Genomic DNA, 13,936 nt, shown 5'->3' with positions numbered 1-13,936 from the left:
CGCCCAGATATGTCCGCAGCGCAAAAGCGCGCAAGGCCCGACAAGAGGCCAGATCAACCCGGCAAGGACCGGGGAACCAGAGATCTTTGTTCGCCGGGCAGGCTCACTCCCGATCCTGTTCCGGACTTGAGAGGAGAGCGCACGTCGTGACCCAGTCCCTCGACAGCTTCAAGTGCAAGAAGACCCTTGAGGTCAATGGCAAGACCTACACTTATTTCTCGATCCCCGAGGCCGAGAAGAACGGCCTTGCCGGCGTCTCGCGCCTGCCAGCCTCGCTCAAGGTGGTGCTGGAAAACCTGCTGCGCTTCGAAGACGGCCGGACGGTGAAAAGGCAAGACATTCTGGCCTGTGCCGAATGGCTGAAGACCCGCACGTCGGAGCACGAGATTTCCTATCGTCCGGCCCGCGTCCTGATGCAGGACTTCACCGGCGTTCCGGCCGTTGTGGATCTCGCTGCCATGCGCGATGCGGCCGTGAAGCTCGGCGGCGACCCGAAGAAGGTGAACCCGCTGGTGCCCGTCGATCTCGTCATCGACCACTCGGTGATGATCGACTATTTCGGCACGCGTGACGCCTTCACACGCAACGTCGAGCTGGAATACCAGCGCAACGGCGAGCGCTATGAGTTCCTGCGCTGGGGCCAGTCCGCCTTCGACAATTTCCGCGCCGTTCCGCCCGGCACCGGCATCTGCCATCAGGTCAATTTGGAATACCTGGCCCAGACCGTCTGGACCAAGGACGAGGGCGGCGAAACCGTCGCCTATCCCGACACGCTCGTCGGCACCGATTCGCACACCACGATGGTCAACGGCCTCGCCGTTCTTGGCTGGGGCGTCGGCGGGATCGAGGCGGAAGCCGCCATGCTTGGCCAGCCCATCTCCATGCTCATTCCGGAAGTCGTCGGCTTCAAGCTCACGGGCAAGCTGAACGAGGGCATCACCGCCACGGACCTGGTGCTGCGCGTGACCGAGATGCTGCGCAAGAAGGGCGTGGTCGGCAAGTTCGTGGAATTCTTCGGTCCCGGCCTCGACAATCTCAGCCTCGAAGACGCGGCCACCATCGCCAACATGGCGCCGGAATACGGCGCGACCTGCGGCTTCTTCCCCGTGGACCGTGAGACGCTTGGCTATCTGAAGGCGACCGGCCGTGACCCGCTGCGCGTCGCCCTGGTTGAAGCCTATGCGAAGGCGCAGGGCATGTTCCGTGACGCCTCGACGCCGGAGCCGGTATTCACCGATACGCTGGAACTGGACATCTCCACCGTCGTCCCGGCGCTCTCCGGTCCGAAACGGCCGCAGGACCGGGTCAATCTGGATGCTGTTGCCGCCGGTTTTGCCAAGACCATGGCGGACGAGTTCAAGAAGGCCGAGGAAATGGGCCGGCGCGTCGCCGTCGAGGGCCGGACGCATGACCTTGGCCATGGCGACGTCGTCATCGCCGCCATCACCTCCTGCACCAACACCTCCAACCCGAGCGTGCTGATCGGCGCGGGGCTGGTCGCGCGCAACGCCCGCCGCAAGGGCCTCACCGTGAAGCCCTGGGTCAAGACCTCGCTGGCACCGGGCTCGCAGGTGGTGACGGATTACCTCGCCAAGGCCGGCCTGCAGGAGGATCTCGATGCGCTCGGCTTCAACCTCGCCGGCTATGGCTGCACCACATGTATCGGCAACTCGGGACCGCTGGCGCCGGAACTGTCTAAGGCCGTCTCCGACAATGACCTCGTCGTCGCTGCCGTTCTCTCCGGCAACCGCAACTTCGAGGGCCGCGTGAACCCGGACGTGCGCGCCAACTACCTGGCCTCGCCGCCGCTGGTGGTGGCCTATGCCATTGCCGGCAGCATGACCATCAACGTCGCCACCGATCCGCTAGGTACGGACCAGGACGGCAACCCGGTCTATCTGAAGGACATCTGGCCAACGACCGAGGAGATCACCCAGCTGATCCGGACCTCGATCACCGATGACATGTTCCGCGCCCGCTATTCGGACGTGTTCAAGGGTGATGCCCACTGGCAGGCGATCAAGGTCGAAGGCGGCATGACCTACAAGTGGCCGGTCTCCTCCACCTACGTGGCCAATCCGCCCTATTTCGAGGGCATGACCATGGAGCCCAAGCCGCTGACCGACATCGAGAATGCAGCCGTCATGGGCCTGTTCCTCGATTCGATCACCACCGACCACATCTCGCCGGCCGGAAACATCAAGGCGAGCAGCCCGGCCGGCAAGTACCTGGCCGAACATCAGGTGGCGGTGGCCGACTTCAACAGCTACGGCGCCCGCCGCGGCAACCATGAAGTCATGATGCGCGGCACCTTCGCCAACATCCGCATCAAGAACCAGATGGTGCCGGGCGTCGAAGGCGGCGTCACCATGAAGGACGGCCAGCAGAAGTGGATCTATGACGCCTGCATGGAATACCAGGCCGAGGGCACGCCGCTTGTGATCTTCGCCGGCAAGGAATATGGCACCGGCTCCTCGCGCGACTGGGCGGCCAAGGGCACCAACCTTCTTGGTGTCCGCGCGGTCATCGCCCAGTCCTTCGAGCGCATCCACCGCTCCAACCTTGTCGGCATGGGCGTCATCCCGCTGACCTTCAAGGAGGGCGAGAGCTGGCAGTCGCACGGCATCACCGGCACGGAGCGCGTGACCATCAGGGGCATCGCCGACATCACGCCGCGCCAGATGATGGCCGTCGACGTCACCCGCGCCGATGGCACGTCCTTCGTCATCGAATGCCTCTGCCGGGTCGATACGCTGGACGAGCTGGAGTACATCCGCGCCGGCGGCATCCTGCACTACGTCCTGCGCAACCTCGTCCGCAGCTGAGCGCAAGCCGGGCAACAACAACAAAGGCCGCTCCGTATGGAGCGGCCTCTTTCACAGTCTGCGGGCTTGCCGGAGCAACAGTCGTGGTCAGGCCCAGGGGCGGGATTGGGCGGCCTTGGCTTCGAAGCTGTCGATCGAGGCGGCCTTTTCCATGGTGAGGCCAATGTCGTCGAGGCCGTTCATCAGGCAGTGCTTGCGGAACGGGTCGATCTCGAAGCGGATCACGCCACCGTCCGGGCCCTTGATTTCCTGGGTTTCCAGGTCAACGGTCAGGGTCGAGTTCGCGCCGCGCGAGGCGTCGTCGAGCAGCTTGTCGTGCTCTTCCTTGCTGACGACAACCGGCAGGATGCCGTTCTTGAAGCAGTTGTTGTAGAAAATGTCGGCGAAGGACGTGGAGATCACGCAGCGGATGCCGAAATCGAGCAGTGCCCACGGGGCATGCTCACGCGAGGAGCCGCAGCCGAAGTTGTCGCCGGCGACGAGGATCGATGCACCCTTGTAGGCCGGCTTGTTCAGGATGAAGTCGCCATTGTCCGAGCCATCCTCGTTGTAGCGCATCTCGGAGAACAGCGCGGTGCCGAGGCCGGTGCGCTTGATCGTCTTCAGATACTGCTTCGGGATGATCATGTCGGTGTCGATGTTGATGATCGGCAGCGGTGCCGCGACACCCGTGAGCGTGGTGAACTTCTGCAAGGCGTTACTCCAAGGTCTCTGGTCTTTTGTTCTTGTGGCCCCGCCGTCAGGCGGCGAGGCTTGTTGCCGGGGCGACGCCCAGCAGGATGTTGAGGTTCTGCACGGCGGCACCCGAGGCGCCCTTGCCGAGGTTGTCATAGACGGCAATGATTGCGGCCTGGGCGCGCGCATCATTGGCGAAGACATAGAGCCGCATCGCATTGGTGCCGTTCAGCGCCTGCGGGTTCAGCTCCGACGCACGGTCGAGCGGGGACAACGGGGCGACCTCGACAAAGCCGTCTGTCTGTGCGGCGAAATGATCGGCGATGGCGGCGTGGATCTCTGCGCCGGACGGAATCTTCGGCAGGAGGGCGAGGTTCAGCGGCACGCTGGTGATCATGCCCTTGTAGTAGTTGCCGACGGAAGGCACGAACAGCGGCGCAGAGGACAGGCCGCTGTAGCACTGCATTTCCGGCAGGTGCTTGTGATTGAAGGCAAGGCCATAGGGCAGGAACACGTTGGCCGCATCGCCCTTTGCCTCGTAGTCCTCGATCATCGACTTGCCACCGCCGGAATAGCCGGAGATGCCATTGACGGCGACGGGGAAGTCGGCAGGAACAAGTCCGCCTGCAATCAACGGCCGAAGCGCCGCGATCACGCCCTGCGGCCAGCAGCCCGGGTTGGACACGCGCTTGGAGGCCGCGATGGCCGCGGACTGTGACTTGTCCATTTCGGCAAAGCCATAGGTCCAGCCTTCGGCCACGCGGTAGGCAGTCGATGCGTCGATGACGGCGGTGGTGTCGTTGGTGATCAGCGACACGCTTTCCTTGGCTGCCTCGTCGGGCAGGCAGAGAATGGCCACATCGGCGGCGTTGAGCAGTTCGGCGCGGGCGGAGAGGTCCTTGCGGCGCTCCTGGGAAATGGAGAGAAGCTCGATGTCGCGGCGTTCAGCAAGGCGCTCGCGGATCTGCAGACCCGTCGTTCCAGCCTCACCATCAATGAATACCCGCGCCACCATGGGCCTGTTCCTTTCCCTCATGTCGAATGTCGAACCTGCGATACGCGCATCGCAACGTGCCGGGTTTTACACGCAAACGGCCACCCTGTCACGGCACGCGCATCCCTTCAGTCCGGGCAGAAACTCAACGGGCCATTGAGTGATACTCATCATTCGGCCGCATGTCGGTGGCAGCCGCAACCCGGTTCGACATGTTGAAGAAGGCGGTGACCGATGCGATGTCCCAGATGTCGCGGTCGCTGAAGCCGACGTCGCGCAGTGCCTGGCGGTCATGCTCCTCGATCTCGGCCGGGCGCTCGGTCAGTTTGTGTGCGAAGTCCAGCATGGCCTTCTGGCGCGGCGGCAGGTCGGCGGCGCGGTAGTTCATGACCATCATCTCGCCCAGCTTCGGATCGCCGGAGAGCTGACGCACGGCGGCGCCATGGGCCGTCAGGCAATAGAAGCAGCGGTTCACGGATGACACCACAACTGCAATCATCTCGCGCTCAAGCTTGCTGAGGGCCGAGGCACCGAGCATCAGGTCATTGTACATGTCGGTGAAGGCGCGCAATTTCGTATCATCGAAGGCATAGGCAATCAGAACATTCGGAACAAGACCGAGCTTCTCCTGACATTTTTCAAAATACCGCTGCGTCGTCTCGCTGATTTCAGCCGACCCCTGAAGTTTCAGCGCAATGACGGGTACGTTCGACATTTTGTAATCCCTCCCTGATATCGTCATTTTTTAGGCGATTTCGCCATTCTAGCATGCAGGCGACTGAGTCGCGGGCCAGGAGGAACATGATGCCGCACGCAAGGGAACACCGGAAAGCCGAACTGATTGCGGAGGTGCGGCAGGCACTTGCAAACGGGCAGCCGGGACTGGCGGATTTCGCCGGCGAGCTTTACCTGCGTGGCGCGGCGGAAGATCTTGTCGCTTACACGGCCGACGAACTGGCGGCCTTTGCCAAGGCCGCCTTCGATGACTTCGCGGTCCATACACCTGGCACCCATCGGGTGACAGTGAGCAACCCCTCGTTCAAGGCCAAGGGCAAGATGGCCAACGAGGTGACGGTCGTCGAGCTGGTCAACGACAACATGCCGTTCCTGGTCGATTCGGTCATGGCCGAGCTGCAGGACAGCCGCCTGGACGTGCATCTGGTGCTGCATCCGATCTACTCGGTTGCGCGCGATGCCGAAGGCCGGCTGATCTCGGCCGCAGGCCGCAAGAAGGCCGGCACCCGTGAGGACAATGAGGAAAGCCTCATTCACATTCATGTCGGACGCATCGGCACGGAAGAGGGGCGCAAGGCCCTGGCTGACCGGCTGAACACAATCATGAATGACGCTCGCGCCGCCGTCACCGACTGGAAGCCGATGCGCAAGCGGCTGACCGCCGCGATCAATACCTACAAGACGGCCGTGGTGAACGGGCGCGACGAGCTGTGGGAAGCGATCCATTTCCTCGAGTGGATGGCAAACGACAATTTCATCTTCCTCGGCATGCGCGAATACACGTTCAACGGCAGCGTTGAGGATGGCGAACTTACGCCGATTGATGGCAGTGGCCTTGGCACGCTGGCCGACCCTGATGTGCGCGTGCTGCGCCGGGGCAATGAGTTCGTCCAGATCACACCGGAAATCCGGGAATTCCTGAAGCGTCCGGATCCGCTGATCATTGCCAAGGCCAATGTGAAGAGCCGGGTGCATCGCCGCGTCTACATGGATTATATCGGCACCAAGCTGTTCGATGAGACCGGCACGATGGTCGGCGAACTGCGGGTCGTCGGCCTGTTTGCCTCCACTGCCTATAACGAGCCGACGGGCAAGATCCCGTTCCTGCGCCGCAAGGTCGCGAGCGTGCTTGCCAAGGCGGGCCTGGATCCGGACAGCCATTCCGGTCGCGCCCTGACCAACGTCATGGAAACCTTCCCGCGCGACGAGCTGTTCCAGATCGACCAGGAAACCCTGTTCGACTTCTCAATGTCGATCCTGCAGCTCGACGAACGGCCGCGCATCCGCGTGCTGGCCCGCGCCGAGAAGTTCGACCGTTATGTGTCGATCCTCTGCTACGTGCCGCGCGACCGCTACACCACCGAGGTGCGGCTGAACATCGGTACCTATCTGGCCAATACCTTCGACGGCCGCCTGTCGGCCTGGTACGTGACCTATCCGGAAGGCCCGCTGGCCCGCGTGCATTTCATCATCGGCCGCGACAAGGGCAAGACCCCGGTGGTGGCACAGGAAGACCTGGAACGGGCTGTTGCCTCGATCGTGCGCACCTGGCCAGACGGATTGCGCGACGCCTTCAAGGAACAGTTTGACGTCGATACGGCGCATCGCCTGTCCGAACGCTATGCCCTCGCCTTCCATGGTGGCTACAAGGAAGTCTACTCCGCCGAGATGGCGATGGCCGATGTGCTCAAGATCGAGACCCTGTCCGAGGAGCGCAAGACAACCATCACCTTCGCCCGGGCCTCGGCCAGCCAGGCCGAGCGGCTGTCGCTGAAGGTCTACAATCTCGGAGCCCCGATCCCGCTGTCGGCCCGCGTGCCGCTGCTGGAAAACATGGGTTTCCGCGTCATCAACGAACGCACCTACCGCATCACGCCAACGGACATGTCCATGTCCTACCTGCACGAGATGACGCTGGAGGCAAACCGCAACGGCGCGTTTGACCTGACGGCCAATCTCAAGGACCGGTTGGAAGCCCTGTTCATGGCGGTCTGGCTGGGACAGGCGGAAAACGACGGCTACAACGCCCTGGTGCTGAATGCCGGGCTCGGCTGGCGCGATATCGCCATGCTGCGGGCTCTGTCGAAATACCTGCGCCAGGTCGGTATCCGCTATTCCGAAGACTACATGTGGACGACACTGAACAATTACCCGGTGATCGCAGCCAACCTGGTCGAGCTGTTCCACATCCGCTTCAACCCGGCCCTGTCGGACAGCGATCGCACCCTGAAGACAGCCAAGCTGGAAGACGAACTGAGCAGCGCATTTGACGCCGTTGTCAGCCTGGATGATGACCGCATCCTGCGCCGGTTCCAGAATGTCATCGACGCGACACTGCGGACCAACTTCTTCCAGCTCGGCCAGGACGGCAAGCCGAAGCCGACCTTTGCCTTCAAGATCAACTCCCGCGCCATCGAGGATCTGCCGCAGCCGCGCCCGTTCCGCGAAATCTCGGTGTACAGCCCGCGCGTCGAAGGCATCCATCTGCGGTTCGGCAAGGTGGCGCGTGGCGGCCTCCGCTGGTCCGACCGGCCGCAGGATTTCCGCACCGAAGTGCTGGGCCTGGTGAAGGCACAGCAGGTGAAGAACGCCGTGATCGTTCCGGTCGGTTCCAAGGGCGGCTTCGTGCCCAAGCGCCTGCCGGTGGGCGGGGATCGTGAAGCCGTGTTTGCCGAAGGCACCGAGGCTTACAAGATCTTCGTCGGCTCGCTGCTCGATGTGACGGACAATCTCAAGGGTGATCATGTCATCCCGCCGCTGGAAGTGGTGCGGCATGACGAGGATGATCCCTATCTGGTGGTCGCCGCCGACAAGGGCACGGCAACCTTCTCCGATACGGCCAACGGCATCTCGACGAGCCGCGACTTCTGGCTTGGTGACGCCTTCGCCTCGGGCGGTTCGGCCGGCTATGACCACAAGAAGATGGCCATCACCGCGCGCGGTGCCTGGGAAGCGGTGAAGCGCCACTTCCGGGAAATGAACCGCGATATCCAGCGGGAACCCTTCACGGTTGCCGGTGTGGGCGACATGTCGGGCGACGTGTTCGGCAACGGCATGCTGCTGTCAACCGAGATCCGCCTGGTCGCAGCTTTCGATCACCGGGACATCTTTCTTGACCCGACGCCGGATGCAGCCGTCAGCTTTGCCGAGCGTCAGCGGCTGTTCGGTCTCGGCCGGTCGTCCTGGGCGGACTACAACGGCGAACTGATCTCCTCTGGTGGCGGCGTGTTCTCGCGCCAGCTCAAGTCGATCCCGCTCAGTGATGAGATTCAGGCGCTGCTCGGTCTCGCCAAGGCCAAGGCAACGCCGCAGGAGGTGATGACCGCGATCCTGAAGCTCGACGTTGACCTGCTGTGGTTTGGCGGCATCGGCACCTACATCCGTGCCTCCAGCGAAACCGATGCGGATGCCGGCGACCGCGCCAACGACGCAATCCGCGTGACGGCGAAGGATGTCCGCGCCAAGGTCATCGGCGAGGGCGCAAACCTCGGCATGACCCAGCGGGCGCGCATCGAGTTCGGCCGCAAGGGTGGACGCTCCAACTCCGACGCCATCGACAACAGCGCTGGCGTGAACTCCTCCGACATGGAGGTGAACATCAAGATCGCCTTCGGCGCCGCGGTGCAGGCGGGCAAGCTGGATATCCCGGCCCGCAACGTGATCCTGGCCGAAATGACCGATGAGGTGGCCGGTCTCGTGCTGCGGAACAACTACCTGCAGACGCTGGCCATCTCCATGACGGAACGGCGCGGGCTCGAGGATTTCGGCTATCAGGTGCGCATGATGCGCCAGCTGGAGCAGGCCGGGCATCTCGACCGGCAGGTTGAGTACCTGCCTGACGACCTGGCGATTTCCGAACTGGAAAAGGCCGGTCTTGGCCTCAGCCGCGCGGAACTTGGCGTGCTGCTCGCCTATGCCAAGATCACACTCTATGACGCGCTGCTGGACAGCGATGTTCCGGATGATGACTACCTGTCGCTGGAGCTGTTCCGCTACTTCCCCGACCGTATGGATGTGGAATTTGCGGATGAAATCCGTGGCCACCGGCTGCGGCGTGAGATCATCGCCACGATGTTGGCGAACTCCATGGTCAACCGGGGCGGGCCGACCTTCGTGACCCGCATCGCCGACCAGACGGGTGCCAGCGAGGCGGATATCGCCCGGTGCTTTGTCGCCGTGCGGAACTCTTTCGGTTTGACCGCCTTGAATGAGGCCATCGATGCGCTGGATGCGCGCATCGACGGCGAACTGCAGCTCGAACTCTATGCCGAGGTGCAGGACCTGTTCCTGGAGCAGGTGCTCTGGTTCAAGCGTCATGTGTCCTTCCGCGATGGCATTGCCGCCGTAGTCGAGCGCTTCTCCGATGGTATCGCAGCGTTGGGTAGCCGCCTCGTTGATGCGGTGACGCCGGCGCAGGCCGAAGTGCTGCTCGGCCGCGTGGCCAGCTACGCTGCCCGTGGCATCCCGGAAGAGCTGGCCCGGCGCATCGCCTTCCTGCCGGTCGAGGCAACCATTCCAGACATTGTCCTGGTCGCCGGAGAGGTCGGTGCCCCGCTCGACACGGTGGCCAAGACCTTCTTCGAAGTGGCACAGCATTTCCGCATCGGCGCCATGGACGCACTCGCCCGGGATCTCACCATCTCCGACTATTACGACGGACTGGCTCTGGACCGCGCCCGCGCAACCCTGGCCAATGCCCACCGCGACCTGACCGCTGCGGCTGTAAAAGCCGGTGGCTTCAGCAACTGGCTGGGCGCGCATGAGGCAGAAGTGACGCGCACGACCCGCGCCGTTGGCGAGATCCTGGAAGGCGCGATCAGCGTGTCCAAGTTCTCCGTCGCGGCCAGCCTTCTGGCGGAAGTCGCCCGCTAGACCGGACTGACCCGTTCGCATCTGCTTGCCCCGCCCCTCCACCATAGGGGGCGGGGTTTTTGCTGGCTTTGCCTGACCATCCGCCTCTTGCGGTCGCAGCTGCAATCGGCACACTGCCCGGATCGAACCAGCCGCGCGGAGACAGATGTGTTGACATCAAGCATGAGACAGACGGACCCAACGACACGGCGCGGACTTGTCGGCTGGGTGCTGTTCGACTGCGCCGCGCAGCCGTTCTTTACCCTGGTGACGACCTTCGTCTTTGCCCCGTTCTTTGCCGCCAGCCTAGCGGCAACACCGGCGGAGGGACAGACGCTGTGGGGCTATGCAACGGCGACAGCAGGCCTGGTGACCGCGCTCCTGGCACCCTTGATGGGCTCGATTGCCGATGCAAGCGGCGCCCGCAAACCCTGGATCGCGGCCTTTGCCCTGCCCTATCTGGCGGCCTGCCTTGCCCTGTGGTTCACCGCTCCGGGCGAGCCCTGGTCCATTGCCATTGCCCTTTCCGCCTTCGCCATCGGCACCATCGCCATCGAATTCGCAACGCTGTTCAACAATGCCATGATGGGAGATCTGGTTTCAAAGGACCGGCTTGGGCGCCTGTCCGGCACCGGCTGGGCGATGGGCTATGCCGGCGGCCTCGCCAGCCTGATCCTGACGCTCGGATTTCTGGCGGCAAGTCCGGAAACCGGCCGCACGCTGCTGGGATTTGACCCGCTGTTCGGACTGGACCCGACGACACGCGCCGGCGACCGGGCCTCTGGGCCGCTGTCCGCGCTGTGGTTCGTCGTCTTCGTGCTGCCGCTGTTCCTGTTCACACCGGACGCGCCGCGCCGGATGGGCTATGCCGCCGCGATCCGGCAGGGCCGCGCCCGGTTGTGGCAAGCGCTGATGGAGGTGCGGCGGGCGCCTAATGTCGGCCGCTTTCTCATTGCCAACATGATCTTCGCTGACGGGCTCGTCGCGCTGTTTGCCTTTGGCGGCATCTATGCCGCCGGGGTGCTGGGCTGGGGAACGATCCAGATTGGCAGTTTCGGCATCCTGCTGACCATCACCGGTACGGCGGGCGCGCTGATAGGCGGCTGGCTCGACGACAGGATCGGGGCGAAACCCGTGATTCTCGGCGCCCTCGGCGGTCTCATCGTCTGCGGCCTCGGCATAGTCTCGATTGACCGGGACACAATCCTGTTTGTCCTGGATGTGACACCTGCACCCGCTGGCGCTCTGTTTGCCTCGGCTGCGAACCTGATGTTCCTGGGGCTTGGCGCGGTGATCGGAGCCATGGCCGGCCCGCTGCAGGCGTCCGCGCGCAGCCTGCTGGTGCATCTCAGCCCCCCGGGACGCGGCGGGGCCTATTTTGGTCTCTTCGCCCTGTCCGGCAAGGTGACGAGTTTCCTGGCGCCGCTGTCTGTCGCTCTGGTGACCGCTGCCACCGGCAGCCAGGCTGCAGGCATGGCGGTGATCCTGGTGTTCTTCACCGCCGGCGCACTCGTGTTGAGCGGAGTCAGGGTCAACCCCTGAAACAGCGAAAGCCGGCGGAGACCGCCAGCTTTCGAAGTCAATTGCAAGGGGCCAGTGCCGCGGTCAGGCGCTCTGGCGGACGTTGGCGAGGAACACCTGAACTTCGTTGCGCAGCTGTTCGGCCTCCTTCTGCAGGACCGCTGCGGAGGAGCTGACCTTGCGGGCTGTCTCGCCCGTGTCATTCGCCGCCGCCGAAACCGCGACGATGTTGCGCGCGACTTCCTGGGTGCCATTCGAGGCTTCCTGGATATTGCGGGCGATCTCGCGGGTGGCAATGCCCTGCTGGTCGACGGAAGTCTGAATGCCGCTGGAGATCTCGTTCATCCGCTCGATGGTGGCCGAGATGCCCTTGATGGCCATCACCGCGCCATCGGTCTCCGACTGAACCGACTGGATCTGCGTCGAGATTTCTTCCGTCGCCTTGGCGGTCTGGTTGGCGAGTTCCTTCACTTCCGCCGCCACGACCGCAAAGCCGCGACCGGCCTCACCGGCGCGGGCCGCCTCGATGGTCGCATTCAGCGCCAGGAGATTGGTCTGCTCGGCAATCGCCTGGATCAGGCTGACCACCTCGTTGATGCGGCTGGCCGCACCGGCGAGCGCCTCGATCTTGCTGTTGGTCTGGTGCGCCTGGGCAACAGCCTGCTGCGCAATCTGGCTCGACTGATCCATCTGGCGGCCGATCTCACCGACCGAGGCCAGCAGTTCTTCCGCTGCCGAGGCAACAGCCTCAACGTTGGACGAGGCTTCTTCGGAGGCAGCGGCCACAGTGGTGCTCTTGGAGCTGGTGTCGTCCGCACCGCGCGTGAGGGTAACGGACGCGGCATTCAGGTCGCCGACCAGAGTCGATACGGTTTCGGTCAGGCGGGAGATCTTGGCATCGAAGTCCTGCGACACGCCGCGAATGGTCTCGGCCCGGGCGACGCGCTGCCGCTGCTGCTCGTCCTGTTCTGCGGCCAGAAGCTCGGCCTGCTGCGCCTTGTCGCGGAAGACCTCAAGCGCCTTGCTGATCTGGCCGATCTCGTCACCGCGCTCCGTATCCGCGATACGGGTGTCATAGCGGCGCTCGATCAAGGCGTTGATCGTGCTGACGGCACGTTCGAGCGGACGGCGGACGATGGCATTGCCGACCAACTGAATGGACAGGGCAACCACAAGCAGCAGGACAACGCCGACCCCGATGATTGTGTACATGATCTCGGTCGAGGCAGCGTTCAGCGTTGCGGTCGGCACGCTGACGACCACGGACAGGCTCGATCCGGTCTCGCCGATCTTCACCGGGACGACAATGTTCATGACCTCTTCGCCGGCGGCAGACGAAAACGCGGTGTAGGAATGGGGCTGCGCGGCCTTCACGGCAGCGAGCACCTTGCTGACAACATCTGCGGGCTGGCCGTCGGCCGCCTCGGACATCGACTTGCCACGCGCTTCCGGATCTGCGTTGGAGACCCACACCCCTCCCTGGGAGAGCAAAGAGACGTTGCCAGTGCCCAGCGGACGCTGTTGTGCCAAAGTGTCTGCAAGAGCTGTCAGAATGATGTCCGTTCCGACAACGCCGATGACCTTGTTGCCGTCACGCAACGGCACACTGAAGGAAACACCGGTGATCTTCTTGCCTTCGACGTCCCAGCTGTAAGGCTCCGTTACACGGTCCTTGCCGGAATTAAAGGCATCAAAAAACCAGGCGTCGTCGGGATTTGTAGCCGAGACAGCGGCGATCGGACGGTAGCCGATCTTGCCATCTGGCAAGCGGTAAAAGTAAGGACGCCAGGCGCCGCCCTCGTCATGCTTGTCAGCATTGGCGAAATCAGCGTCGCGGCCATCCAGCTGGTTGTCTGTCACCATGCCCCAGGCGCCCGATAGCTCCGTGTTGCGGGTCGCAACGTCCTCGACCACATTGGTCCAGGCGATGCGGTCAGGCGAGCCAGTGCGCTTCAATGCATTCAGGCTGTTGGCAAGCCCCTGGGCGACATAGAGACCGTTTTCCATTGTACGGCGGACATATTCCGCCTGTTCGCGTGCGACGGCTTCAGCCTGTTCGATGGCCAGCGTCTGGGTGGCATCAGAGGCCTTCCAGCCAATGAAGCCGATGCCGACCACGAGAACCGCAGCCAGCGCGGAAACGCTGACACTGACCAGCTTGGTGGTCACTTTGGCATTTTTGAACATTCCGCGTCTCCAGCTCGCCCTGCACAAGACCCTGTCACTTTTCTGGTGGCAGGCTTGCAAGTTGAGAGAAGTAAACGCTGATACTGTTAAAAAAAGCTTCCGAAGTCGCAAGGAACTGCAACTTCGGAAGCTTCAAGGTAAACAACTT

7 protein-coding genes are annotated in these 13,936 nt (G+C 63.3%); 3 read left to right on the top strand and 4 right to left on the bottom strand.

The annotated features are described in order from the left end of the window. Nucleotides 1-146 precede the first annotated feature (146 nt). Nucleotides 147-2,825 carry an aconitate hydratase AcnA gene (gene acnA, locus C8348_RS16875; RefSeq protein ID WP_106754540.1) on the top strand — a complete coding sequence of 893 codons (2,679 nt, stop codon included), beginning with the start codon at nucleotides 147-149 and terminating at the stop codon, nucleotides 2,823-2,825. Nucleotides 2,826-2,912: 87 nt separating this feature from the next. Here the strand turns inward: acnA and leuD are convergent, their stop codons facing one another. The 3 genes from leuD to C8348_RS16860 all read right to left on the bottom strand — a co-directional run bounded on the left by leuD (nucleotide 2,913) and on the right by C8348_RS16860 (nucleotide 5,209). Then, entirely contained in the window at nucleotides 2,913-3,518 is a 606-nt protein-coding gene (leuD, locus tag C8348_RS16870; RefSeq protein ID WP_106754539.1) for a 3-isopropylmalate dehydratase small subunit, read from the bottom strand. Nucleotides 3,519-3,564: 46 nt separating this feature from the next. Next, on the bottom strand, nucleotides 3,565-4,515 hold the full coding sequence (gene argC, locus C8348_RS16865) for an N-acetyl-gamma-glutamyl-phosphate reductase (protein WP_106754538.1): 951 nt from the start codon (nucleotides 4,513-4,515) through the stop codon (nucleotides 3,565-3,567). A 124-nt stretch (nucleotides 4,516-4,639) separates the two neighbouring features. Next, nucleotides 4,640-5,209 carry a peroxidase-related enzyme gene (locus C8348_RS16860; RefSeq protein WP_106754537.1) on the bottom strand — a complete coding sequence of 190 codons (570 nt, stop codon included), beginning with the start codon at nucleotides 5,207-5,209 and terminating at the stop codon, nucleotides 4,640-4,642. A gap of 89 nt (nucleotides 5,210-5,298) precedes the next feature. On the opposite strand from C8348_RS16860, the gene C8348_RS16855 reads away from it, so the two are divergent. Next, nucleotides 5,299-10,101: an NAD-glutamate dehydrogenase gene (locus C8348_RS16855; protein WP_106754536.1), complete on the top strand. Its 4,803-nt coding sequence runs from the start codon at nucleotides 5,299-5,301 to the stop codon at nucleotides 10,099-10,101. 162 nt (nucleotides 10,102-10,263) lie between these two features. Continuing rightward, the gene (locus tag C8348_RS16850; protein ID WP_106754535.1) at nucleotides 10,264-11,622 is read left to right on the top strand and encodes an MFS transporter; all 1,359 of its coding nucleotides are present in this window, start codon (nucleotides 10,264-10,266) and stop codon (nucleotides 11,620-11,622) included. Between the two features lie 63 nt (nucleotides 11,623-11,685). On the opposite strand, the gene C8348_RS16845 is transcribed toward C8348_RS16850, so the two are convergent. Then, on the bottom strand, nucleotides 11,686-13,788 hold the full coding sequence (locus C8348_RS16845) for a methyl-accepting chemotaxis protein (RefSeq protein WP_106754534.1): 2,103 nt from the start codon (nucleotides 13,786-13,788) through the stop codon (nucleotides 11,686-11,688). Nucleotides 13,789-13,936: the final 148 nt, after the last annotated feature.

This window comes from Pannonibacter carbonis, assembly GCF_003012935.1.
GTDB classification, from domain to species: domain Bacteria; phylum Pseudomonadota; class Alphaproteobacteria; order Rhizobiales; family Stappiaceae; genus Pannonibacter; species Pannonibacter carbonis.
Note: the sequence above shows the minus strand (reverse complement) of the source record. Positions and strands in the feature narration are given on the sequence as shown.